This is a genomic window from Staphylococcus saprophyticus subsp. saprophyticus ATCC 15305 = NCTC 7292, from assembly GCF_000010125.1.
In the GTDB taxonomy this organism is placed as follows: domain Bacteria; phylum Bacillota; class Bacilli; order Staphylococcales; family Staphylococcaceae; genus Staphylococcus; species Staphylococcus saprophyticus.
Genome location: NC_007350.1, coordinates 1,982,873 through 2,007,300 on the forward strand (window position 1 = coordinate 1,982,873; position 24,428 = coordinate 2,007,300).

The following is a 24,428-nucleotide window of genomic DNA, read 5'->3' on the forward strand; positions in this document are numbered from 1 at the left end:
TGGAACAACAAATTAAAATAAGCGGAGAAGCGTTGTGCTCCCCGCTTACTCCTAAGCTTATTGTTTAAATTTAACAGCACATTAAAGTTGTTAAATTCATTTTTACATCAAATTATTTAGCTTGAGTTGCTAAGTGTTCTAATGTACGTACTAATTGTGAAGTGTAAGACATTTCGTTATCGTACCAAGCTGCTACTTTAACTAATTGACGGTCGCCAACAGTCATTACACGAGTTTGTGTTGCATCAAATAATGAACCATAAGTCATACCGATTACGTCTGAAGATACGATTTCGTCTTCTGTGTAACCGAATGATTCGTTTGAAGCATTTTTCATTGCAGCATTTACATCTTCAATGCTTACATTTTTTTCTAAAACAACTGTTAATTCAGTTAATGAACCAGTTGCAACAGGAACACGTTGCGCTCCTCCATCTAATTTACCATCAATTTCAGGAATTACTAAGCCAATTGCTTTAGCAGCACCAGTTGAGTTAGGGATGATGTTTTCAGCAGCTGCACGCGCACGACGTTTGTCGCCTTTTCTGTGTGGTGCATCTTGTGTGCTTTGGTCACCAGTGTATGCGTGGATAGTAGTCATGAAACCTTCTACTAAACCGAAGTCATCATTTAAAACTTTAGCAACAGGAGCTAATGAGTTAGTAGTACATGAAGCACCTGAAACAACAGTTTCTGAACCGTCTAATTCTTGGTGGTTTGTATTATAAACGATTGTTTTTAAATCGCCTGTAGCTGGAGCAGAGATTAATACTTTTTTAGCACCTGCATTGATGTGTGCTTCTGCTTTTTCTTTATCAGCGAAGAAACCAGTACATTCTAATACAACATCGATGTCTAAGTCTTTCCAAGGTAATTTACTTGGTTCAGGCTCAGAGAATGATTTTACTTCTTGTCCGTTTACGCGGAAACCGTCTTTTTCTACTTCAACTTCTCCTGTGAAGCGTCCTTGCATAGTATCATATTTTAATAAATGAGCTAACATTTCGTCATCTGTTAAATCGTTTACTGCTACTACGTCGATTCCGTCAACGTTTTGAATTCTTCTGAATGCTAAACGACCAATTCTACCAAAACCATTAATTGCTACTTTTACTGCCATTAAAATGGCCTCCTTTAAAAATGATATTTAAAAAGTGTAATCACTTTTTATTACTGTTATTTACGATTGCACTTGCTGCACCTTCGTCTGTAATTAATACAGTGTTTTTTGGAGCAATAGAAAGGTAAGCTTTAATTGCTTCTCCTTTAGATTTACCCCCAGCTACAGCAAATATAAACTTTTTCGATTCAAGGTCTTCTAATTGTAGTCCAATTGTTTTCACTTTATGGACGATATCGCCTTGATCATCGAAATAATATCCAAATGCTTCTCCCGAGGCATTGTGATGTTGAAGTTTTTCTATAACTTCGTTTGGTGATTGACGTCTTCGCGCCATCTTCAGCGCATCACCAATGCCGTGGATTGTAATATTGGATTCTCTAATTTTTTCTAGGGTGTGGATAACTGAAGGCTCTAACATAAGTGTATTGTATGTTGTTTCACTCACATTATCTGGGACATATAATGTCGTATAATCACCATTCGTTTGTTGTGCCATACTCGCTGCAATGGTATTTGCTTGATATACAACATTTTCACCCAGTCCGCCTCTTGCCGGAACAAAGAAAACATCATGTGGCTGTTTATGCATTGCCTCACTCACGTAGGCCATCGTAGACCCACCAGTGACTGCTACAATGGCATGATCATAAAGAACATCTTCAACCAACTGTCCTGCCTGTCGTGAAAGTTCAATTTTTACTGCTTTATCAGTTTCAGAATCACCTGGTATCACATAGACGTCTTTAATGTCATATTGTTCCTTAATCAACTGTGAAAGATGATGGTCATCAGAAAAAACATTAAAATAACTATTTAGCTGACGAACAGTTGCTTTACCTTCTTCAGTGATTTCCATGCCTGTTGGCTTAACCTTGATTAGTTCTTGTTGTTTCAATGTGTCTGTTTCGGAACGTAATACACGTTCAGTTAAATCCATATATTCACTTAAACTACGTCTACCTACGGGTTGGTGCTTAGCAATAGTAGTGAGAATTGAAAAACGTCGATACATTTTTTCAACAAGTTCTGGCACAAGTTTTTGTTGAACTTTTATCAAATCATTCACTACTATCCTCCTCCGTTTCATTATAAAGGGTCAAGTTCCAACCATAGGTTGACTTTTTACGTCCCTAGCAGGACAAAAAAATATAACCTCTTATATTTGCAATAATACTACTATCGATTTGAAATTGCAAGAGAAATACACTTCTCTTAATTTTTACTTATTACCTTTATATATTCTATCGTTCCTCTAAAATGTCTTGCATTGTTATATTACCCGATTAATCATTTACTAATCATAAATCATTATATTTTCCGATTCTTAAAAATAAGTAAGCATCCACTTATGATAGCGGCTTAAATACACTTGTAGAATCATTGCTTCCATTATCTTTAATCTATAAAATAAAAGTATAGATTATTCAATTGGGAGGAAAATACATGTCACAGAACGATCATCCAGAAGTCATTGATCCAAACGATCGACGTTATAAAGATGAAGATTATTTCAAAAATCCTAAACAACCAGATTATTCGCATTCAAATCAAACATTTCACTATTCTAAAAACATAGGATGTGGCTGTGGACCTTTTGGTTGTCTTAGCGGTTGTATCACACTCATACTATTATCCTCACTCATTACTTTCTTATTAAATTTCTTATTTTAGTCTGTGTGCTTAAATACTATAAAACAAACCGTATAACAGGTGTTTTTAACGCTATAAAAATAGGACCTTGAAATCATATGATTAACATCGATTTCGCAGTCCTATTAAATATATTAGTCATCTTCTGAAGATGAATCGCTTGAGCGTTCATTGGTACTTGAACTATTATTGTTGCTTTGTGCTGATCTTTCTTGTGTATTATTTTGAGAACTTCTTTGTTGAGTTGATGGTTCTGGTTTTTTCTCTTCAGTCGATGGTTCAGATGTTTTTTCTTCCGTTGAAGGTTCAGATGTTTTCTCTTCAGTTGTTTTTTCTTCTGTTGAAGGCTCACGTGTTTTTTCTTCAGTAGAACGTTCTTCAGTTGTTCTTTCTTCTGTGGTAGCTTCTTTCGTTTTTTCAGGTGATTTTTCTTCTGTTGTACGACGCTCAGTCGTTGCTGGCTGTTGTGTTTGCTGCGTCTGTTGCGTTTGCTGTGTTTGTTGTTGCGTTTGAACTGTTTGCTGCGTTTGTTGTGTTTGTTGAGACTCTTGTGTAGATTTCTCTTTATCTTTTTTGTCTTTTTCTTCTTTTGTCTTCTGTTTTTCTTTCTTATCTTTTTCTTCTTGTTTCTGATCTGCTAAACGTTCATTCGCTTTGTTTGAATGATCTACAAATGCAAAAATAGCAAAAATTAATCCACCTACTAATAATAATACGATTAATCCACTTACAATTTTCGCAAAACCACTCATTTTCTTGTTGTTCGGATTATGGTTTGGCATATGCTCCCCTCACTTCAATTTATATCATAACATTTGTTTTCATTTATGCGCATGCTTTCAATAACAAATGTATATTTTACACTATTTCATTTATTAATTAAACTCATTAACTATTTTTTAACCTAGATGTTATCTTAACGACATATGTATAGTAAAATACATATATAACTTAAAATTTAATACTATAGTTTAATATTAATCTATAGTAATCTTCGTTTTCAATACTTTTGTAATTTTTTATTATTAATATGAATAAGCTATAACATTAATATAACAGGATGTGTTCTAAAATTGAAAAAGCATGATCCATTTGATGAATTAGAGGAGCAAAAATCATCTCAAAAAAGAGGTCTACGTCAAATTATGATCGATAACGATCATTACGAATCAAAAGACCGAGATAAAAAGCGATTCCCCTTATTTATGATGATTATTATTTTGTTATTCATAGCCACTGGAATAATTTCTATACTTACTTTATAGGGCATAACGACCTTCATATCCTTATAAAATGTTTTGACTTAAATGTAAAAAGATAGTTACACAAAGCAAATTGCGTTAACATATAAATATAGGCCTATACGCAATGCGTACAGGCCACTACTAAAGGGAGTCAAAATTTCACCTTCGTTAGTATATTATGGGGTATACTCGAAATAATTAAGAGATGATTAATTAATATCGAAGGTATCTCAATTATAAAATGAATGCTCTTTATTTTAAATAGTTCTTAATACGAGTAAATGACATATTATTGAACAAACAATGAAAAAATTATGACCTTCAAATGTGATTCGATTGATTCACTCTAATCATTCCAACATTAGGCATTACTAAATTATGAGGTGATAAAATGAAACATTATTTAATTACAGGTGGTACAGGTATGATAGGATCGCAATTAGTTAAAGCTATCATACAAAGTGATGCGCATATAACGATTTTAACTAGACAGGATATGACTTCATCACACCCTAAGATTTCCTACGTCAATTGGTCTCAACCAAATTGGGAAAATGAAATACCTGATATCGATATCGTCATTAACCTTGCAGGTGCTAGTTTAAATAAACGATGGACTAAATCCTATAAACAAACCATTATGCTTAGTCGTATACAAGCTACACAAGCTTTATTCGAATTATTTCAAAATCGTAAACATAAACCAGAAGTATTATTCAATGCGAGTGCTGTTGGTTACTATAAACCAGACTTATATCGTACGTATACTGAATTATATAAAACACTTCCTTTTGATTTTTTATCGGAAGTCGTATATCAATGGGAAAGAATGGCTCGCCAATTTGAAACGCTTGGTACGCGTGTCGTTATTGGTCGGTTTGGAATGGTCTTGTCTAATGATGGCGGCGCACTACCAATGATGAAATTGCCTTATGACTTTTATCTTGGTGGAAAATTAGGTTCAGGAAGACAATGGTATTCTTGGATTCATATAGATGATTTAGTGAGAGCCTTGCTCCATACTATCAATACAGAAAGTGCACGAGGTGTATTTAACTTTACTGCACCGATTGTAGAACATCAAAACATGTTTGGGTATACACTTGCACGCGTTTCTCATCGCCCTCATCATACATGGGTCCCATCGTTAGCCATTAGGTTAGCTTTAGGTCAAATGTCGACTGTTGTGCTCGATACACAAAAAGTAATACCTAATAAATTACAAGCAACCCATTTCAAATTTAAATATCCTGATTTAAAAATCGCACTCGAAGATTTAGTACATTAAGTGAATAGGAAGCGAAATGAATCATGAAGACAGATCGTTTAACACATGCCTTATTATTTATCGCTGGATTGTTATTATTAATTAATGGTATCTGTGCTTTTGAACAAAATTTAACTATGCTATTTATATCATCAATATTGGTGATAAGTGGTATCTGTGTAACATTTGTAGCCATTAAATTAATTTGGCGCAACTATCGTAGACTTAAAGTTAATAACAATTCATAATGTGAGATAAATAGAAAAGCCAAGCTACTGATTATGTAGCTTGGCTTTTTTAATGAAATTAAATCTTATGATTCTGGTACCATAACTTGGTCAACAAGACCATAGTCTTTAGCTTCTTCAGCTGATAAGAAATTATCACGATCTGTATCTTGCTCAATTTTTTCAATTGATTGACCAGTACGTTCAGCTAAAATTTGGTTTAATTTAGCACGTGTTTTAAGAATATGATTAGCAGCAATTTCAATTTCAGTCGCTTGTCCTTGCGCGCCACCTAATGGTTGGTGAATCATTACTTCAGCGTTTGGTAATGCAAAACGTTTACCTTTTGCACCTGCTGCAAGTAGGAATGACCCCATTGATGCAGCCATACCGATACAAATTGTTTGTACATCTGGTTTGATGTGTTGGATTGTATCGTAAATAGCGAAACCAGCAGTTACACTACCACCTGGTGAATTGATATAAAGATAGATATCTTTTTCTGCATCTTGTGCTTGTAAGAATAATAATTGAGAAACAATAGAGTTTGCTACATTATCATCGATTTGAGAACCTAACATTATAATACGGTCTTTTAATAAACGTGAGTAAATGTCATATGCACGTTCCCCACGGTTTGTTGTTTCAATTACTGTAGGTATTAAATTCATTAATATTGCCTCCTTATTTCTAACTGATAAACTTATTTTAACCTAAAAGTCAAACATGGTCAAAAAATAACGCTCAAAAATTTTATGAAAGTTGAATTATTCTTATTGACCGTTTTCGTTAAGATTTGTACACTTATATTAATGCGTCTTTACCCCCTCGTAGTGTAATGGATAACACGTAAGATTCCGGTTCTTAAGATAGGGGTTCGATTCCCTTCGAGGGGATTAATAAGTTATTTTCTCATTTTCACCCGATATCACTAGTTGTCAAAACACTTGTGGTGTCGGTATTTTTATATTTTATAGTATCATTCGTTTTGATGCGTTTTGAATTTCGCGCCCCCATTTAGTCCCCATTATAAAATCAATTGTTTTGTAAATACTTCTCTCATTATGCACGAACTTTAATTATTAAAACCAATATATTTCTTAACTTCTGCATAGTTTTCTGTATCATAATTTACATTTCTTACTGACCATTACTGCAGCATACTCAAACATTTCAGTCATTTTATATAATGCTTCTTTTATTTCATTAGTATTTAAATGAGGATAAGTGGAAGTCAATTCACTATTTTTATTAGATCCTAAATAATTAGGCAAGTATTTAAAGCTCTTACCAAAATTAACTTGAAAATCAAATTTATAACCTTTATCCCATGCAAGCATTAAAAGTAGCATTCTTCTACATATATTCAAATGATCTATTGAATAAAGCAACTCATTTCTCCATATACCTTTCATTACATAGGTAGAAACCCAATAGTACTCATTTATACATTCATCAAACAATTTCTGATATGGCTTACTTATCCAATAACTTGCTTCACTAACACTATTGTTTTTTGGTAACAAATTATCTTTATCAAGAAGTACTTTTATTAATTTATCTTCTGCCAAATATTCAGATAATTTATTTTTCGATAATAATGTTAAGTCTATTCGATTGTAATCATCAAATAGCATTAATATTGGATAACGTTCTTCTAATTCAGATGGATATAAATCTTGCGCTTCTGGAAACTGTGTTATTATTCTATTTCCAAACTGATTTATCCATTCCAAATCAGCAATTATATCTTCTAAATTTTCAACAATGTAGACAATATCAAAATCCTGATGTATATCGGGTTGAATTTTTACATTAACCCTAGACCCATTCATACATACTGCTTTTATATTTTTATCTTGTTTAGCAATATTAAGAATTAAGTTCAACATTTCTTTTTCTGTTCTCATTAGACACCTCACTAAATGACAATACTTTTATAAGCAACTTTTTAAATTTCGAACAATACCTGCTAGTCTTTTTTGGATAACAGTAAGTGGTCATTTTTGACCGTGTACATTGGTTGCTCTTTTTTGAGAAACCTAACCTCATACTCATTTTTGAGTAATAGCACATAAACTTTTTTGTGTGTGGACTTTTTACACACCTATTTTTGAGTACATACTTTTGGTTAAACATTTTTGATTAACATCACGCATCTATCTTAAAAGATTACACCAAAATTACCAAATCTATTTAATTATCTCTCTGACATTCGCTCTGTGTTGCATCGAGTAGTGAATTAACGTATAACTATACGTTTGATTGCTGATATTCGCTTTTTAAAATACTCATATGAATATCGGTTTCATACTTCCCATTAATATAAGCTCCTTCTCTTTCTTCACCCTCAACTTTAAATCCCACATTTTCATATGATTTAATAGCTCTTTCATTATACGCAAGTACCTTCAAATATACTCTGTGAAGTTTTAATTCGGAAAAACCGAAGTTTAATATTGCATTTGAAACCTTTGTTCCAATTCCTTTATTCCAATATTTTGGATTGAATATACCAATCGCAAACTTTGCTTTATGATTTTCATCGTCTATGGTTAATCTAACTTGTCCAATAAACTTTCCTTCATATTCAATAGCCTATTCATAAGGGCTAGTCTTTATCTCATTAACTAATAACATTGCTTTATCTAATGATTTTGCTTTATTTATATTCATTTCAGTACCATACATTTCCAACAGTTCCTCATCAAAAGGAATTTCAACATATTCTTTCGCATCTTTATCTACTGCATCCCTTAACTTTATTTTGTCATTCACGATTATTGTCTGTTTTATCTACTTCATCCCATTCATAAAATTTCATATGTGGCTTTTCTTCTTTATAATAATCTAACCTATCTTGTAACGTACCTGTATGTAGCTCAAACTTATGGCCATCTGGATCAGTGAAGTATATTGATTTTTTATCTCTTACGTCTCTAGTACGTCCTTCTAATATATTCACATTGTTATCATTTAACCACTGATACCATTCTTCAAATTCACTTTCCTCTATTGTAAAAGCCATATGCGTATATGAGTATCGAATTTCATTTCTAGGTATATCTTTTTCTTCGTTAAGCGCTAGCCACAGGCCCCCTAATATGAAATACGCTGTTTTGTCACTTTCCACTAAAATTTTTGCCTTTAAAATGTCTTTATAAAAATTAATCGACTTACTAATATCTGATACTGAATAAGTAACGTGATTTATAGATTGAATCATATATACGCTCCTAAATAGATTAATTTACAGAATATTCTAACATACATCCATGTAAAAAGACCCACTATTTAAAATTATTGCAACGTTTTTAACTGATAGTGCTACATAATTTTTTATCAAAATGTAATATAAGTATATTCATAAATACTATTTTTAATCATAACTTTTTGTTATCACTATTATCTTTTATGTGTAGTACAATGAACTTATTAAATTATCTTTAAGGAGATGTATAAATGAAAAAAAGTTTTATTTTTATTATTAGCGAGTTTTCTAGTATTAGGGGCATGTGGTAACAAAGAAGAAAATAAATCAGAAGATACGTCAAAAGATGAAAACAAGAAATCAAATGATAGTAAAAAAACAGCTAAGGACAATAAAACTGAAAAGGAAAATAACTCTGATAACGATAGTCAAACTACTAGCAATGACAGTCAATCACAAAATAATGTTGACCAACAAGCTAACGCAGATAATCAAAATCAAACTACTAGCAATACACAACAAGCTAATACAGATCAACAGGAGCAACAAAATCAACAAATGAATACTAACCAACAACGAGACAATGCTACCACGCAACAAACACAACAAACACAACAAGATAATCAAGAAGCTAACGGTTATGATCCTAATAATCCATATATGAACATGCCTGACCAAGAATGGCGTAAAAACACTGGTGATGGACTTTCATCTGGCGAAAAGCAAACTATGTATGCAATTGAAAATAATCAATATGAAGTTGAAGATGCAGAGCAAAAACTTGCAGCATTGAAATATTATCAAAATAAATATAACCAATAATATTTACGATTACATTACTTTGCATATATTTTAAACAACCCACCTATTCATTTAGGTGGGCTTTTCCATATTGGTATAGTTTTTCAGCATTCTTTAATGATAGATTGTCTAAATCACGTTTCCCGTTTCTTAAAGTAGAAATTATAGCTTGATTTATAAGTGTGTTCTTATATATTTGATAACCAGTTATGTCACTTTCAATTAGTTTTTTGATTACCTGCTTGTATTCACTCATAATTATCACGCTCGTTTTTTATTTAAATAGTGGAAGGTTAAGATAGCTAGTTTCCGCTAGCTAAAATCATTATATACTATTTATTTTTTGTGAAAAAATTTATGTTAAGTAAATTTACATAAAAATAACAGCCTGTGGGGGCAGACTGTTAAAAATATATCATTTTACAAAAGGTGAATTGCGCTAGTTTTTCACTAGCTAATTTTAATATACAATAATAAGATTAATTAAAAAAATCTATGTCAACTTTAATAACAATAATAACTACTCAACGATATGCTCGGGCGGACTGATGTGTTTCTTTATTAAATCCCTTATTTTATCTCCACAATATCTTTTAAATTCAATACACTCATTCCAGTATCTTCATACATGTGTAGTGTTTTTGTATGCACATCGACTTTATGAATATAACCCACTTTAGTTTTAATATATCCATTTTCGAAGTAACGCAATTCAATTGATGGATCATGAAACATCTTATATACTAATGTATCATTTAACTCATTTAATTGATCTTCACTTAATATAGGTCTCTCAATTTTATTTTGGTCTAGTATGTATTGCTCTAATCTTTCGTATTGCTCAGGCATAGTCTTGAATGGTTGCCATTTAACCATGCCACGTCCTTGTGGTATGCGTGGATTAAGATATTCACGTGGTATTTTACGATAGTCTGTTTCATTTTTATATTTATCTGGCATCATAGTATCACCTCAATAAATATAATAGAACATATGTTCGTTATTGTAAATAAAAAAAGACAGACTAGACTGTCTGCCTTGTAAATTAAGAGTTATGATGCTACTAAAAAACTGATAAATATATTTTAACATGACATTGAAATATCAAGCAAATTACCACCCGTAACATACTTGGGCAATTGGTATGAGCAAAATTAATAATTATAAAATAATATATATAGCTGTATGTAAGTTTACTATAGCATTAAATATTAGAATAAGCCTATTCTATACGCATTCTAAAGTGATTAAAAGAATTAGTTGTATAATAACCAAATAAAAAAGACGACTTTTAAAGTCGTCTAGTGTGTATTCGTAAGAAAGTGATAAGTGATTCCATTACCTATTATATACAATTTTAGTTATATTGCAAATATTCAATCATTTTAACTATTAACTTGTCTAACATCTGCTTAACTCTCTGCACGCCTACTTCGAATATACGAGCCATATCTTTGTAAGTTTTCCCCTCTACCATCAGTAAAAACAAATTAAACTCTTTGAATGTTCCTACTGTTTCGGCAGCCAATTCTAGCTCGTTTAAAAATATCGCATCTTCTGTATTCATTTGATCTATACGCTTATGGCCAACTTCAGCACCTAACTCAAAGAAATCATCTGTTTCAATGGGTTTATCTTCATAATCATCGTTAATATGCTCGTGACAACTCAATATAAACTGTTTAATCGTCTTTTTATCATACATAGCTGATTTCACTCGCCAATCGATCTAATATAGACGTTCTAGCACGCAACAATACCCTTTGTTTAATACCGATGATGTCGCAAATAACGTCATCTGATAAGTTTTCCTTGTCCCACCACGTCAACTTGATAACTTGTTGTTTTAATAAAGAAGAATCATTATATACAGCAGTTATACCTTTAACCATATCACATATATTTCGGTACTGAAGGTCATTGACGTTATGAGGTCTGTTGATGTACCAGTCACAAAGTCTGTGATAGTTCAACATATACTTGGATAACATTTTATAGTTCACATCTTGATACTCAATAATCATATGGCAAGTACCTCGCGTTCATTTTGCAGGCTTTCACGTTTTGTTTCGATATAGTCATTATAAATCACTTTATTGGCTTGTATGTGCTTCTCACGGCGTTGTGAACGGTTTTTATGATGGACTTGATATAAATCTTTCTGCAGTTTCTCAATCATTTTGTGTGGCTTATATGAGCCATTTGACTGCATGTATTGAATGATAGCCTTTTGTTCATGCGAAGGATAGTGTTTGATTAGCTTTTTAACCAAATTTAGTCGTTTATTTGATTGTTTTTTATATCTATCCAGCTCGTCTTTTTTCTCAACAATCCAACATACTAACTTTTCTAAAGGATATGAAGTTGTGACTACACCCATCACATCATCACATGTCATGTGCGACGTATTAAGGCTATACATACATTCAATTTGTTCTTCAATGGTTTGTATTTTACGATTAATAAACACGGGATTATAAGCAGTTAATAGCTCGTATTCGGTTATCTTTTCTGTAGGATAATATCTTAATACTTGCATACAAGGTTTTAGAAGCATTGTATAACCTCATTTCTTTAATTTTTAATCCTCTTTACAGTTGTTTCAGATACATCATTTTTTATTGTGATTTCTTTATTTTCATGAACCGGTGTATTGTGTTGGTTATTCGTTTTACGTTGTGGTTCAGCTGAACTAAAACGAATATTTTTGTTCTTCTTATAATTATTCCTTTCTGCTTCACCCATAGCTTTACGTTTATTCTCTTTCGCTCGTTCATGCAATTTATCAATTAAATCTTTAGCGTTACATTTTATGAATTTATACAATGATTGCATAATTAATTATTTTGAAAAATTTGCAAAGTATTATTATAAGTTTAAGTTTGTCCAATTATTGGACAATTAGTCATCTTTACCTATGCCAAACTCTTCATATACTGATTTAGGCTTCTTACCTGTCACAAAATCACCTACGGGATCATACTCATTTTTTGTCTTAGGTTCCATAATCTTGAGACGTGCCTCAACAGTTAATCCTAATTTAGGGCAAATAGCATTCATTGTATTCACGCTATCCCTTTGTATTGTGTAATGAGGTGAGAGCTTACTTCCACGTTCAGTTACAACCACCATACCTTCTTCTTGTAATTTGAGTGTGGCATTTTTGTAGTTACTATATGTTTGGCAATAAGTAGCAAGCAGACCTTTGTCTAAATCTTTTATAGGTAATTCATTAATAAGTGGAAGCACTCTATACCATTCTTGAATAGCATCATCATCTAAAAAATCAGGTGGCTCTTTTGATAAAGGTGTAAGCTCATTCATAGCTTTCTCAGTCGCATTTCTTTGTTCTTGTACATCTTTGGTACGATAAGCTTTTTGTTGTGATAATAGTTTTCTCTGTGACATTTATATCATCTCCTATAAATATTATGTATTGAAATATATTTCTCTAATTGCTTATGTGCAATTGATTCAGAACGTTGTGCTTGTTCCAATTGGGATTCGAGTTGGGATTTTTCTAGTTCAAGTTTTCGTTGGTGTCGTTTGAAATCTTCTCGTTCTTTAGTTGTCATCTCGTATGAATTTTTCATTTCTCCAGAAGAAGTTTTATGCTTTTCTTCTCTTTTATCTTCAGGTATCGTTGCTATTTGATAAAGTGCTTTAAACCCTAAATGTTGAACTGGTTCATCATTTGAAAGTTCTTTTGAAATCTTCATGAATTTACTAGCTGTCGTTCTATCCATGTTTAATGAATTTTCAACCCAGTTTATAAATTCTCCATGAACAAGGTCATTCTCTTTTACGTGTTTCAATCTTCGACCAATTTCGAATATCGATTGACCATATTGGTTTTAAAAACTTTACTAATTCATCGATAATCGCTACTGAGAAAAGCCCTATATTGCGTTGAGAACATGATTATCTTGATAATAGGGCGTTATATACTTAAATTTAATCTATATCGCCTGCATATATTGTGAAAAATTACACAATTTTAACTTTTCATTTCAAGATGCGGTTACAGAAAAGTTCGGCTCGTTTTCGCTCGAACACTAGAGCCACGGGGCTTTTTCTTCGCCACACCAAAAAATATTTTTGAAATTTATTTTTTTGAATCTCAATCCGAAAATTTTTTACACTACCGATAAAATTAATCTATCCGTTAAAATTTCCACCACTACTTTAATTATCTACTGGGCAAAATTAATTTACTTTCAATCTAAATTTAGTTACTTTTTTACTCTTTTCATACATCGTATTCTAAGCCCATTTAAGCCACATGTAAGATTGTTGAGTACCTAAAATCTAAATAATAAATGTATGCTCTGTATAGCTCTCTAAATGGCTACAAATGGCATTGTATAATGCAAAGTATTCATGCTTAGTTATAACGTTTTGTATCTCCTAATTGCTTCTAACATTGTTCTTGCTTATCACTTTACGAACAACAATTATTATTTATATTTTTAAATCTCATTTTGATTTTTGAATTTAATTTTTATTTTGAAATTAGAAATATTATTTTGAAAATAATTCTTTAAAACTTTTTTGTAATTCAAATCTGAAATTACTTTTTACATTTACTTTCTTCTCTTAATGAACTTCTTAACTGAATTGATTCAACAAATGAAATCATTTATCTTCTGAACTCAATCAACAATTGAACTTCAACAAATGAATTAACTTAAACAATTTATCTTAATTGGATTAATCATTCTTAATTAGAAATCAAATATCAATTACAATTCATTTCTTCTACAATTCATTTCTTCTACAATTCATTTCTTCTACAATTCATTTCTTCTCTTTGAATGTTGATGAACAATCACAATGAAACTTCTGTGTGAACTATCTCATTAGTTGGATCTAATCCTCATACTAAAAGTAGTGACCTTATAAACTGTGTGCTTAATAGCCCGACCTTTAATGTAGGTAGCTTATTCACTGTATCCTTTATTGTGCAGTCCTCTAAACTATCCACCTTAATAAGCAGTGTGCTTTAATACACAGTGTCTTTAATGCTTGGGCACTTTATAACAGATGGCGCTTTATTATCTATGCTCATTATTTGCCTGCACCTTTAATACTTGGGTCTTATAACTGCATGTGCTTTTATATACTATGTTGAAGTATCTGCTACACATTGAATGCGTTCCACATATATCATTGTGATTACTTTCACATATATACTTTAAGAAAAGACCACCACCAATTAATAGTGATGGCCTAAACCAACGTACAGAAGAACTAGGAACTAATGAAAATAATAAGGAGTTAAATGCCCAATGGCTAATTTAGACTTTAATACTGAGCGCTCAACATTAAAGATTTAGTATATCTTTAATATCTATATTATACCATGAACGCCGTCATAATGCTACTTTATATTATCTAGTATTAATAGAAATTGCTTTTATTTTACCAATCTTTTCAATGAGCTTATTCATCGATGTCACTTCATCTGTATAGATTTGTACACTCTTAACTTTGTTCTGCTGCACTAACTTTATAAATTCTTGCATAATTGGTTTGTCATCCACTTCTATAGACAGTCCATACAGTCCTTTATTGACTACGACAGTTAAATTGCCACGATGTATCGATGCTAGGATATTACTATCTTTATTGTTGTCTAACATCACACATAGCTTGTCATTGTCTTTTAATGCTTGAAATACATTGTTATCTAACTCATATGGTTTAAATGTCTGATAGTTAGGATCTACTGTTTTGGTCGTTCCCATTTCTACAGGTTTATCAGTTGTAAGTGCTTGTACTGTAATTCGATTCTTTTGCTTATTATATTTAACGTTATTATCTGATTGTTTGATTGTTGTTAGCATATACTCACATCCTTACCATTGTTTCTTGCCATAATGATATTTTTGGAACTCATCACGAGAAACGGTATCTAATGCTTTCTCCAGTTGCCATGCATAGCCTCTAGGAGTCGTTTGTTCGTTGTACTTGTTGCCATCACCTAAATTTATTTCATGGTCTAGCATTTGGCCTTTATACTGGTTGTGAATGTTACCAGGATTATTTTTCTCTTGCTTAACATAACGTTCACGAGATATACGACGACCAGCCTCATTTTTATTCTCAATCATTTTACGATACACTTTTACAACATCTTGCAGTTTATCCTGCATCTCTTTCGCTAGTTTTTGATGTTCATCCTTAAATCCTGTCATTTCTTTGTTGTATGCCTTGTAGAACTGGTCAAATTCTTCTTCAGTTACTTTATAATCTGATGAATTAAGTTGTTCGTCGACTTCGATTAGTTCTTGTTCTAAATCTGATTGTAGACTTTTTAATTTTGTTGCTTCTGCAAATTCATCATTATTTTGATAATGTGTAATTTTACTATTAAGCTGTTTAATACGATTTGTTAGCTGATGGTATTTCTGTTTAATCTCTTTTGCCTTAACACCCTTATCATAGATTTGATTATCAAAGATATTGATTGTATTATCTTGTACTGTTTTTACCATAATTAAATGCCTTCTTTCGTTTTTGATTTATTATTCGCTTTATTGCACTAAAATCTTTCTTATTTCTAGCATATTGCCTTACCAGTGAATCAATATACCTAACAGATACATTGTTCACATGGGTAGGTAAACGAGCTAGAATCTGATGTGCTATCCGTTTGTGATTCATGGAAACACTCCCTTAACTTATTTTCTGTGTATTACCTTTAATATGGTGTGTCGGCATAACATAGTGACTATTTCTATCAATTTCTAACATACGTTTACCATCTCTGTATTTCTGCCAATATTTAGCATCTGCAGTGAGTTTATTAATTTCATCTAGTAAATAATTAATCGCTAAATGATCACCACGTAAATATATTGTCATATGCCCTACACTGTTATAGTTGAGTTTCAAATTATACCCTCTTAACCACAAGAAAATTGATTCAGTATTTAACCTTGATTGCAGCGTTGCCTGTCCTAAACTCGACAAACACCAATCACATGTTATAAAGTCTATTTCTAAATAGTGATACTTGCCCTGTGTTTTATAGATGTGACAAATAGGTTTATTAGCAATTTCTAAATTCTTAATATCGTTAATATTGAGTTTCTTATTATTTAATTTGAATGGATCAGTTGGTATTGAATGCATTAACACAGTTTATGAGTCCTCCTATTTTGAAATATGTTTAATAAGTTAATTCTATAATCACACGATTTACATTATTTTTAGTTACTACTGTTTTATATCTATTGCCACTGTTATATAGGTATCTCATTTTCTTAATCTCCTTTTTGTCCGTTACTTAACTTAGTTCGTGCACAAAAACACCACTTCGTGCACAACATGCACAGTTCATGCTCACCTCTAAACCTTACTCTCACAAGGGATAAAGTACTTTACTGTGCACGAGTGCACCAAATTTCTGAAAAAACTTCTTATATATTAATGCCCTACTTCTTATAGTTATTTGTATATTAACTTCTTTAAAATTGAAAATTCATGCACAGTTAGGGCTATAAACCCTGTATTACCAACGGTTTGAAGGTGAGCACGAGTTAAAATATTTCATGCACAGTAACTTTTGTAATTGTGATTAAATGTCTTATAAACGCTGTTATATCAATGCATTTCAGCTGTGCACGAATTTTTGTTTGTTTTTGCTATTTCATGCACAGTTTCATGCACACACCTCATTTACACTACTTTTAAAATTGTGTTCACATAGGAAATTTTTTGTTCTCCGTGTGGTAAAAGTGTAGGTTCGAAATGACCCACCTTTGCTTGTAAATCATTAACTGAATAATATCTAGGTCTTTCAACCTTCCAAGATTTATCAAGATAACGTTCAAAACTTTTACAGAATTTCCTTTCAGAAAGTGCTCTATAGCCACCACGTTCACAGAAAACTTTGTATCTAAAATAAACAACTGCTTTAGGTACTTTATCAATTTTCCATTTATCAAACTCTGTGACTTTAAAATCATATACTGGATCATTGTCTTGAATATATTCTTCTAACAATTTAGCTGATGCTCTAGGAACAATAAACTTATTGAAATTTAAATTTATAGCTTTATGAAGTACATATTCGAGTACCTTTTTATCGGTAAGATATTTTTCTTTGATATTTGGGTTTTCTTTTGCACCGTTAAAATCTGCATTAAACGGTACTATTAAAAGTCGTCTGTTTGTTCCACCTGTTTTATTTTTAAATCTAGGCATGCCATTAGTTGACTGAATCACAGTAGTTCTGAAAACAGTTCGATATGGCTGTTTATTCTTTATATTTACAAGCACTGGATCACCTGTAATAACACTGTTGAAATTTGAGCTATCTTCAATATTCACACCTACTGGTACATCATCACCAATGACAAGTGTTTTACCTTCTAGCACGCCTAATTTAAACTCTTGGTCAAACTCATTAACTTTAAGGCTTGCAACATTATCAAAGCCAATTAAGTTAGTAAGCAGCGTTTGGTAGCTACCTTTAGCATTATTTCCATCACCAACTAGGAATATCGCTTTTTTACGTGTATAATTTCCATTTAATGAATCATTAATAACTTGCCATAATAATGTGAATACTTCTCTATCACCACATGCCACTTCTTCTAACCAGTTATCAAAACTCCAACCATTAATTACTGGTGTTTTAGGATTGTCAATATAATTAGTTGAAATCTTAGTAGTAAATATATACTTCGGCGTAAAAGATTCTAATTTCATACTTTTTCTGTTAAATACACCATTATTGACTGGTATTAAATGTGGTTCATTAGTTTTGTCTACCACGTCTACCATATTAGTTAAATGATAGATGACTTCTAATGCTTTTTTCTCATTGTGTCTAGGTTCTAACCAAGAAATAATACGTTTAATAATCGCAGTATTTTGTGTATAAATACCTTTATCACTTTGATACATTGCTAACTTTGTGTTTTCTTCCATATCAAATATCACAAATTTTATTACATCATTAAGTAATACGGCGCATCTGTTTGAGCTAATCGTTTGTGGTGGTCTGCCTGATGCTTCACCATTTTCTTTCGCCTTCTCAAATTCTGCCTTCATAAACGCCAATTCTTCTTTGCGAATTAGTGATATTGTATATCTAAGCGATTGCCCTGTTCCTCTCGAATTAGGCTCATAAATTGTTTCTTGATTAGCTATAGCTGTATCTAGTTCATTATTACCCCAAGTTGAATTTCCACGCTTTTCATCCCATTTATCAGTAAGATTATTGTAAGTTAAAAAGATACTTTCCATTTGCGATTTATCTCTACCAGTATAAAATGCCAATACTCTTAACAAGCTTTGCACAGCTTCACTAGGGCTATCAAAAATACCTTCATACTCACCAGCAAGCAATTTTTTATATTTACTTTTTTTAGTCATCATTCTTACAATTTCATCATCTGTAAAAATACTGCTACCAGTTTTAGCAATTCTTATATTTTGCTTTTTAGGTTCTGCTTTAAAGAATCGTTCTACTAAATTATCAATCACGCCTTGATCGTCGCTAATTTCTGAACCTCCGATAGTGTAACCAGTAAATGTCATAAATCTACTAGTATGATACAGCTCTATATCTAAATCAGTACGCTTACTTTTCCTGTTTTCTGGTAATGTACCTTTGAAAAAGCAATGTAAACCTGTACCACTTGGACTTAATTCACAGTATGTGAGTTCTGTCATTTCAAGTCCTAATTCTGTTTGTAATTGATGTGTTTCAGCATCTACAGCGTTATCTATATCAAGACAAATATGTTTACTTTCTTTGCTTAATATAAAACCTATACCATCGTAACCATTACTACTATCATAAAGTGAATAAACATCTTGAAAGTTACTCCAAGTATCTTTATTCGTTGAGCTAGCTTTTACACCATTTACTTGATAAGGTACTTTTTTGTATTCTTGACGGCTTTCGTTCCATTCAGCACGCCACAGCACCCATTGATTCAATTGTTTAAGTTCATTCGGTATTTCCAATTCATTCACATCTATTATTGAATCTTTGGTTTTTATAGCCATCAAATCCCCCTCTTGTTGTTTTTGTAGATACATAACGTAATTTTTGCTATAATTGAAATACATAAAGTTTCTTTAACATTCATTTCTTACGCGTTATCTTCGCTTTGGTCGGCAGTAGATAATGCGTTTTTTTCTTGCTTAATATCAGCTTGAATATCATCATACATGTTCTCAATATCTGTTCTAATAGCTTGTAACGTACTTGAAACAATATAATTTTGCTTAATGTTGTTATTAATAGCTTGGTGATATATAGGCTGATTCTTCTTGACTGCATACTCTCGTTCATCTTCTAATTCTGATGTTTCCATTCCAAGGTAATCGATCAACGATTGAACCTTATTTCTCAAATCTGCGAACTCAACACTTTCTTGTACTTTTTCTGTGTATAACATTATTCTGTTTCCTCCATTACGTTTTTATATTTACGTCTGATTCTTCTTTCTTCCAAACTGTTTTTCACTACTATTGATATAAGTGCTAGTGGCGTATATAATGCCAAAGCATTGAATATATCTTCCGTATAGAAACCTACTGCTGTTGAAGTTGTGGCACTTGCGATAATTAATGCAATAAATGTTTTCATTCTATCCTCCTAGGAATTATATATTTCGTTAAAATTTTTCTTAATATATTCTTTCATTGGTTCTGCTAAAAACTTATAATGATCTGCTTGTGATTTAGGTTCATGGACATACTTTTCAATGTCCTTTTTAAACCTTGGATTAAGCAAAAGTTTTTTCATAACTGAATTCCTTGATAATTGCATGTGTGACTGTAAATCTTTGAATGACCACACAAGTTTAGGTTCATTGATAATTACAATATCTTCATTTTCTTGTAGTTGTTCTTGCATCTTTTTCACCTCCCCTATTAAGCAGTTGCTTGTGTATTTAAATACTTATTGTAGATAGTTTTACTGACTGAAATATCTAAACCGAATTTGTTAATAGAAGTCATTAAATCGACTGTATCATCTAAAATTTGTTGACGAATAATTAACATATCCTCACTCATTTGTTCTTTTTTTAAGGCTTTATCATAACCAAACAATGTTGAAACACATTTATTAACTACAGTTTGACATTTAATATAACTAATCTTATTGGGATTAGATAAACCTTTTTGCAAAACATCCATAGCTTTTCGTTGATGTTGCTTATCCATTAAATGAAATACTTCATGTTGCTTTAATCCGATTGATTGTCTTAACTCTTTGATAACTTGCTTAACCCATTTTTTAAATTCTTGAGCTTCATTACGTCTACTATTCCAAATAGCTTCGTAAATACCTACTTCTGAAATAATTATAGCTTTTTGCTTACCTTTAAGGGTGTCCACATTATGGACGGCCTTTTCTGACACATCTAATAATCTAGTCATATGTGGTGTGTGTGAATACCCTAATGCTTTTGCAACATCACCTGCTATTGCCCAATACTCATTATCTTTTTCTATGAATCTAATTTGCTTACCATCAAAAAACTCCTTAATCATCTAACTTCCTCCTTAATACTGATATTGGAAATTTGATCTATTTCAACATTAAGTGCTTTAGCAATTTTCATTACTAGCATTATTGATGGCTTTTTTTTATGATTTAAAATCTCTAACAAATACGAATAATTAACTGGTGTTTCTTTTGCTAGTTCTTTAATACTCATATTGTTATTAACTAGTAACTGTTTAATTTTAAAAGTGTTAATATCTTTCATAAGTAACCCCCCTCTTTTTTAATTCAATTTTTGCTAATGTCAAAACTTGAATATACCCTTATTATAATCGCTTATTTTAAAATTGCAAGTATTAATCTTGAAAAACTTGAAAATAAATGTAAAATGATAACTGTATTAATTATTATTAAAGGAGTGAAACCATGTCATTGAACAGTTTGTTAAAAGAACAAAGGAAAGAAAAAGGGTTTACAATGAAAGAATTAGCAAATAAATCGGGTATATCGGAATCATATATTTCAAAAATTGAAAATAATTCTGTCAGTTTACCTAAAAAAGAAAGGCTGTTATCTTTAGCATATTCATTAGATCCAGAAAATAAAGAAAACCTTTATTCAAGATTTCTAACTTTAGCCTCATATAATTTAGAGAATGCTGAAAAAGAATTTAATCAATTTGCTAATATGAAACAGGCAAATTTAGATAAAGGTTTACCTAATAAAAAATTCACAGATAATTTTGTTAGAATTGACAAAAAAAATTCTAAAATTAATTCTGTTGAATACCCATACTTTGATTTGGAATGGCTATTAAATCAAGAACGATTTGAACTATTTTTAGGAAGAACTGACGTTAATATACTCTTAGATAACAACGAAACAGAAAAAGAACTTCTTATTTTAAAAGATCATGAGCGTGATAGATTGAGAAATATAATAAATATATTTAAAGAAGGCTTATTAAACGAAAGAACTAAAATATCTAGAGAAAAAGATGAAAACGTCCTTATTTCGCACTCACATGAATATACATTGATATTCGATTTGTTAAACAAGAATATTGACGATAGAAATAGTTTGATAAGTCAATTAGGTATGATTAACCAAAATAGAGACGTTTTCTATGAAGATAATTACTATTCAGCAATTAACCAAGCAGTAGAACAACAAGACGCTTTAAAATTACAACGTCTAGTAAGAATGACTACAATAAATGAATTGAAACAATACTTGTCAGAACAAAATTGAGGTGATTAAGTGGCATACATTGAAAAGCGAGGTAAAACATGGAGATATTCAATCTCATATGTAGATGATGAAGGCAACCGTAAAAAGGTTCAAAAAGGTGGTTATCGTACTAAACAAGAAGCTAAACGAATTGCAGAAGATTTAGAGTATAAAATGAGAAATGGTTATGCTGTAAGTAATGATATAACATTTGCAGATTATTTTTATCAATGGTATGAAGTTAATAAACTACCACACGTATCAGAATCAACTAAAAGACATTATGAATCTGCATACAAGCATATTAAAGACCATTTTAGACACAAGTTATTAAAAGATATTAAACGTACTGAATACCAAAAGTTTCTCAATGAGTACGGTTTAACGCATAGTTATGAAACGATTAGAAAGTTAAATAGTTATATACGTAATGCATTCGATGATGCTATACATGAAGGTTATGTTATTAAAAACCCTACATACAAAGCAGAATTACACGCATCTGTTCCAGCCAAAACAGAAGAAATGAAGTTTATTAATGAATCAGAATTCAAAAAACTTAAACATTATTTTGAACAAAAAAATACCACCTCATCACTTGTGCTATTAGTAGCACTTACAACAGGTGGTAGATTTTCAGAAATTGCTAAATTGAAACGTGAAGATCTGGATATTAAAAATAATAAAATTCATTTAAGAGGTACCAAAACCGAAACATCAGACAGAATAATAAGTATTGATACAGTAACTATGAAACGTATTCAATCATTTATTGATTCACGACCTACTAATATCAGTGGTTACATCTTTACTGTTGATGGTAAAACAATAACAAATGCTGCTGTAAACAAAGTACTGAGAAAAGCATGTGCTAATCTAAATATAAAAGAGATAACTATTCACTCGCTAAGACACAGTTTCTGTTCTATACTCATACATCATGGCTTTTCAATACTATATATATCAAAACATTTAGGACATTCCAACCCAGCCACGACACAATCCATTTACTCCCACCTACTTCAAGAAACTTACGAGCGTGAAGATGAAAAAGCAATGAAATTATTAGAAACTATTTAAGCCACTTAATTATAAATATTAGGTGGTTTTTTTACTATAATTTATTTTCCAGTCCCCAAATAGTCCCCACAACGAAAAACAAAAGCTTATATAACAACGTTTAATAACTTTATAATATGCCCTTCGAGGGGACTAATAAGTAATAAAAGTATACTTTTCAAATTAAAAAGGGAAGATAACCAATATAAAGCGCACACGAGTTCAATCTCATGTATTTTATATTCCTACTTAAGTCATCCCCTACTTGTACAATCAATCAGACCGAGACATCAAAAATGATTCTCGATCTGATTTTTTCATTTTTTAAAATTCTATTAATAAAAAATGGATTACACTGAGAAATGTAATTTTCCACACTGATTATGATATTAAGTACCAAATTATCTTAATTATTAAAAATACATCCTTATCTAAATGAGATACTTAAAAATCAATTCTTAATATATACACAAAATTCACGCTTTTTACATTGAGCAATATATAAACATAAAGATAATTAATAATACAAAATTCATTTTAAATTTACAATCATTTGATACACTTGTAAAAATTAGATTATTTTACAAAGTGGAAATGAGACATTAGTAGACAAGCAAATTAGTGATGCGCAGTGGAGAGAATACCAAGCGCATCAAAATCAACAAAAAATCGAAAAAAATTAGTAAAGGTTGGTTTTGGGGTTGTGGATCTGGTTGCGGTTGTTTAATTTTGTTAGTAATTATCATTATAGGCATCTCAGCATGTACTGCAAACCTAGGCAACTTAGACACTAATGATAATTCATCAAACAATTCAAACAACAGTAGTGCTTCTAGAGAAGAAAAATCTGCATTAAACAAAGCGAAAACCTATTCGAACGTTATGCACATGTCAAAAGATGGCATCTATAATCAATTAATGTCTGAAGCTGATGGTTTTAAAGAATCAGATGCACAATATGCAGTAGATAATTTAAAAGCGAATTATAAAAAGAATGCTCTCGAAAAAGCTAAAGATTATGCTGATACACAGGATATGTCAAACGATGCAATATACAATCAATTAACATCAGATATTGAAGGATTCACGGAAGAACAAGCGCAATACACTATTGATCAATTAGATAAATAGTGAAGTTCT

32 protein-coding genes and 1 tRNA gene are annotated in these 24,428 nt (G+C 31.3%); 8 read left to right on the plus strand and 25 right to left on the minus strand.

Annotated features, from left to right (window positions below; all coding sequences use genetic code 11):
- Window positions 1–112 precede the first annotated feature (112 nt).
- Window positions 113–1,120 carry a type I glyceraldehyde-3-phosphate dehydrogenase gene (gene gap / locus SSP_RS09595; protein ID WP_011303589.1) on the minus strand — a complete coding sequence of 336 codons (1,008 nt, stop codon included), beginning with the start codon at window positions 1,118–1,120 and terminating at the stop codon, window positions 113–115.
- 40 nt (window positions 1,121–1,160) lie between these two features.
- Complete coding sequence (locus tag SSP_RS09600) at window positions 1,161–2,189, minus strand: sugar-binding transcriptional regulator (RefSeq protein WP_011303590.1); 1,029 nt, start codon at window positions 2,187–2,189, stop codon at window positions 1,161–1,163.
- 377 nt (window positions 2,190–2,566) lie between these two features.
- Between SSP_RS09600 and SSP_RS09605 the strand changes: the two genes are divergently transcribed.
- Window positions 2,567–2,794 (plus strand): hypothetical protein, encoded by a 228-nt coding sequence (locus tag SSP_RS09605; protein WP_011303591.1) that lies wholly within the window; start codon window positions 2,567–2,569, stop codon window positions 2,792–2,794.
- A gap of 113 nt (window positions 2,795–2,907) precedes the next feature.
- On the opposite strand, the gene SSP_RS09610 is transcribed toward SSP_RS09605, so the two are convergent.
- Window positions 2,908–3,555 (minus strand): DUF4887 domain-containing protein, encoded by a 648-nt coding sequence (locus tag SSP_RS09610; RefSeq protein WP_011303592.1) that lies wholly within the window; start codon window positions 3,553–3,555, stop codon window positions 2,908–2,910.
- An 853-nt stretch (window positions 3,556–4,408) separates the two neighbouring features.
- Here SSP_RS09610 and SSP_RS09620 point away from each other — a divergent pair.
- On the plus strand, window positions 4,409–5,305 hold the full coding sequence (locus SSP_RS09620; RefSeq protein ID WP_002483887.1) for a TIGR01777 family oxidoreductase: 897 nt from the start codon (window positions 4,409–4,411) through the stop codon (window positions 5,303–5,305).
- Window positions 5,306–5,328: 23 nt separating this feature from the next.
- The gene (locus SSP_RS09625; RefSeq protein ID WP_002483888.1) at window positions 5,329–5,532 is read left to right on the plus strand and encodes a hypothetical protein; all 204 of its coding nucleotides are present in this window, start codon (window positions 5,329–5,331) and stop codon (window positions 5,530–5,532) included.
- 65 nt (window positions 5,533–5,597) lie between these two features.
- Here SSP_RS09625 and clpP read toward each other — a convergent pair whose 3' ends face one another.
- Window positions 5,598–6,182, minus strand: coding sequence for an ATP-dependent Clp endopeptidase proteolytic subunit ClpP (gene clpP, locus SSP_RS09630; protein ID WP_002483889.1), 585 nt, complete (start codon window positions 6,180–6,182; stop codon window positions 5,598–5,600).
- Between the two features lie 153 nt (window positions 6,183–6,335).
- Between clpP and SSP_RS09635 the strand changes: the two genes are divergently transcribed.
- Window positions 6,336–6,407, plus strand: a tRNA-Arg gene (locus tag SSP_RS09635).
- A gap of 228 nt (window positions 6,408–6,635) precedes the next feature.
- Here the strand turns inward: SSP_RS09635 and SSP_RS09640 are convergent.
- The 4 genes from SSP_RS09640 to fosB form a co-directional block, all read right to left on the minus strand.
- Window positions 6,636–7,421, minus strand: a complete 786-nt coding sequence (locus SSP_RS09640) for an aminoglycoside 6-adenylyltransferase (protein ID WP_011303594.1) — start codon at window positions 7,419–7,421, stop codon at window positions 6,636–6,638.
- A 343-nt stretch (window positions 7,422–7,764) separates the two neighbouring features.
- Window positions 7,765–8,106 (minus strand): GNAT family N-acetyltransferase, encoded by a 342-nt coding sequence (locus tag SSP_RS13205; protein ID WP_226956108.1) that lies wholly within the window; start codon window positions 8,104–8,106, stop codon window positions 7,765–7,767.
- 3 nt (window positions 8,107–8,109) lie between these two features.
- Window positions 8,110–8,289, minus strand: coding sequence for a hypothetical protein (locus SSP_RS13210; protein ID WP_226956106.1), 180 nt, complete (start codon window positions 8,287–8,289; stop codon window positions 8,110–8,112).
- Window positions 8,282–8,737, minus strand: a complete 456-nt coding sequence (gene fosB, locus SSP_RS09650; protein WP_011303596.1) for a FosB/FosD family fosfomycin resistance bacillithiol transferase — start codon at window positions 8,735–8,737, stop codon at window positions 8,282–8,284. The genes SSP_RS13210 and fosB overlap by 8 nt, the downstream gene beginning before the upstream one ends.
- 543 nt (window positions 8,738–9,280) lie before the next feature.
- Between fosB and SSP_RS13215 the strand changes: the two genes are divergently transcribed.
- Complete coding sequence (locus SSP_RS13215) at window positions 9,281–9,544, plus strand: hypothetical protein (protein ID WP_011303597.1); 264 nt, start codon at window positions 9,281–9,283, stop codon at window positions 9,542–9,544.
- A 43-nt stretch (window positions 9,545–9,587) separates the two neighbouring features.
- On the opposite strand, the gene SSP_RS13220 is transcribed toward SSP_RS13215, so the two are convergent.
- From SSP_RS13220 to SSP_RS09745, 17 genes are all read right to left on the minus strand, one after another.
- The gene (locus SSP_RS13220) at window positions 9,588–9,779 is read right to left on the minus strand and encodes a hypothetical protein (protein ID WP_041079936.1); all 192 of its coding nucleotides are present in this window, start codon (window positions 9,777–9,779) and stop codon (window positions 9,588–9,590) included.
- A gap of 314 nt (window positions 9,780–10,093) precedes the next feature.
- The gene (locus tag SSP_RS09665) at window positions 10,094–10,486 is read right to left on the minus strand and encodes a YolD-like family protein (protein ID WP_011303598.1); all 393 of its coding nucleotides are present in this window, start codon (window positions 10,484–10,486) and stop codon (window positions 10,094–10,096) included.
- A 394-nt stretch (window positions 10,487–10,880) separates the two neighbouring features.
- Window positions 10,881–11,228, minus strand: coding sequence for a hypothetical protein (locus SSP_RS09670; RefSeq protein WP_011303599.1), 348 nt, complete (start codon window positions 11,226–11,228; stop codon window positions 10,881–10,883).
- A complete protein-coding gene (locus SSP_RS13225) occupies window positions 11,221–11,415 on the minus strand; it encodes a hypothetical protein (protein WP_226956061.1) in 195 nt (64 codons plus the stop codon). The genes SSP_RS09670 and SSP_RS13225 overlap by 8 nt, the downstream gene beginning before the upstream one ends.
- Before the next feature lie 128 nt (window positions 11,416–11,543).
- Window positions 11,544–12,080 carry a hypothetical protein gene (locus tag SSP_RS09680; protein ID WP_011303601.1) on the minus strand — a complete coding sequence of 179 codons (537 nt, stop codon included), beginning with the start codon at window positions 12,078–12,080 and terminating at the stop codon, window positions 11,544–11,546.
- A gap of 17 nt (window positions 12,081–12,097) precedes the next feature.
- On the minus strand, window positions 12,098–12,358 hold the full coding sequence (locus SSP_RS09685; protein ID WP_011303602.1) for a hypothetical protein: 261 nt from the start codon (window positions 12,356–12,358) through the stop codon (window positions 12,098–12,100).
- A gap of 66 nt (window positions 12,359–12,424) precedes the next feature.
- A complete protein-coding gene (locus tag SSP_RS09690) occupies window positions 12,425–12,931 on the minus strand; it encodes a phage terminase small subunit P27 family (RefSeq protein ID WP_011303603.1) in 507 nt (168 codons plus the stop codon).
- 5 nt (window positions 12,932–12,936) lie between these two features.
- Entirely contained in the window at window positions 12,937–13,359 is a 423-nt protein-coding gene (locus SSP_RS09695; protein ID WP_226956109.1) for a DUF3102 domain-containing protein, read from the minus strand.
- Between the two features lie 1,554 nt (window positions 13,360–14,913).
- Window positions 14,914–15,369, minus strand: a complete 456-nt coding sequence (locus tag SSP_RS09700; RefSeq protein WP_011303606.1) for a hypothetical protein — start codon at window positions 15,367–15,369, stop codon at window positions 14,914–14,916.
- 12 nt (window positions 15,370–15,381) lie between these two features.
- Entirely contained in the window at window positions 15,382–16,020 is a 639-nt protein-coding gene (locus SSP_RS09705; RefSeq protein WP_011303607.1) for a hypothetical protein, read from the minus strand.
- A 181-nt stretch (window positions 16,021–16,201) separates the two neighbouring features.
- Window positions 16,202–16,660, minus strand: a complete 459-nt coding sequence (locus tag SSP_RS09715) for a hypothetical protein (protein WP_226956110.1) — start codon at window positions 16,658–16,660, stop codon at window positions 16,202–16,204.
- Between the two features lie 546 nt (window positions 16,661–17,206).
- On the minus strand, window positions 17,207–19,549 hold the full coding sequence (locus SSP_RS09720; RefSeq protein WP_011303610.1) for a phage/plasmid primase, P4 family: 2,343 nt from the start codon (window positions 19,547–19,549) through the stop codon (window positions 17,207–17,209).
- Window positions 19,550–19,635: 86 nt separating this feature from the next.
- Window positions 19,636–19,944, minus strand: coding sequence for a hypothetical protein (locus SSP_RS09725; RefSeq protein WP_011303611.1), 309 nt, complete (start codon window positions 19,942–19,944; stop codon window positions 19,636–19,638).
- Window positions 19,944–20,135, minus strand: a complete 192-nt coding sequence (locus tag SSP_RS09730; protein WP_011303612.1) for a hypothetical protein — start codon at window positions 20,133–20,135, stop codon at window positions 19,944–19,946. Before SSP_RS09730 ends, SSP_RS09725 begins: the two co-directional genes overlap by 1 nt.
- A gap of 9 nt (window positions 20,136–20,144) precedes the next feature.
- The gene (locus SSP_RS09735; RefSeq protein WP_011303613.1) at window positions 20,145–20,405 is read right to left on the minus strand and encodes a DUF771 domain-containing protein; all 261 of its coding nucleotides are present in this window, start codon (window positions 20,403–20,405) and stop codon (window positions 20,145–20,147) included.
- A 17-nt stretch (window positions 20,406–20,422) separates the two neighbouring features.
- Window positions 20,423–21,046: a phage repressor protein gene (locus SSP_RS09740; protein ID WP_011303614.1), complete on the minus strand. Its 624-nt coding sequence runs from the start codon at window positions 21,044–21,046 to the stop codon at window positions 20,423–20,425.
- On the minus strand, window positions 21,043–21,264 hold the full coding sequence (locus SSP_RS09745; protein ID WP_011303615.1) for a helix-turn-helix domain-containing protein: 222 nt from the start codon (window positions 21,262–21,264) through the stop codon (window positions 21,043–21,045). Before SSP_RS09745 ends, SSP_RS09740 begins: the two co-directional genes overlap by 4 nt.
- A 161-nt stretch (window positions 21,265–21,425) precedes the next feature.
- On the opposite strand from SSP_RS09745, the gene SSP_RS09750 reads away from it, so the two are divergent.
- From SSP_RS09750 to SSP_RS09760, 3 genes are all read left to right on the plus strand, one after another.
- Window positions 21,426–22,250, plus strand: coding sequence for a helix-turn-helix domain-containing protein (locus tag SSP_RS09750; protein WP_011303616.1), 825 nt, complete (start codon window positions 21,426–21,428; stop codon window positions 22,248–22,250).
- A 9-nt stretch (window positions 22,251–22,259) separates the two neighbouring features.
- Window positions 22,260–23,309, plus strand: coding sequence for a tyrosine-type recombinase/integrase (locus SSP_RS09755; protein ID WP_011303617.1), 1,050 nt, complete (start codon window positions 22,260–22,262; stop codon window positions 23,307–23,309).
- A 603-nt stretch (window positions 23,310–23,912) separates the two neighbouring features.
- A complete protein-coding gene (locus tag SSP_RS09760) occupies window positions 23,913–24,419 on the plus strand; it encodes an Ltp family lipoprotein (RefSeq protein ID WP_156676041.1) in 507 nt (168 codons plus the stop codon).
- The last annotated feature ends 9 nt before the right edge of the window (window positions 24,420–24,428 follow it).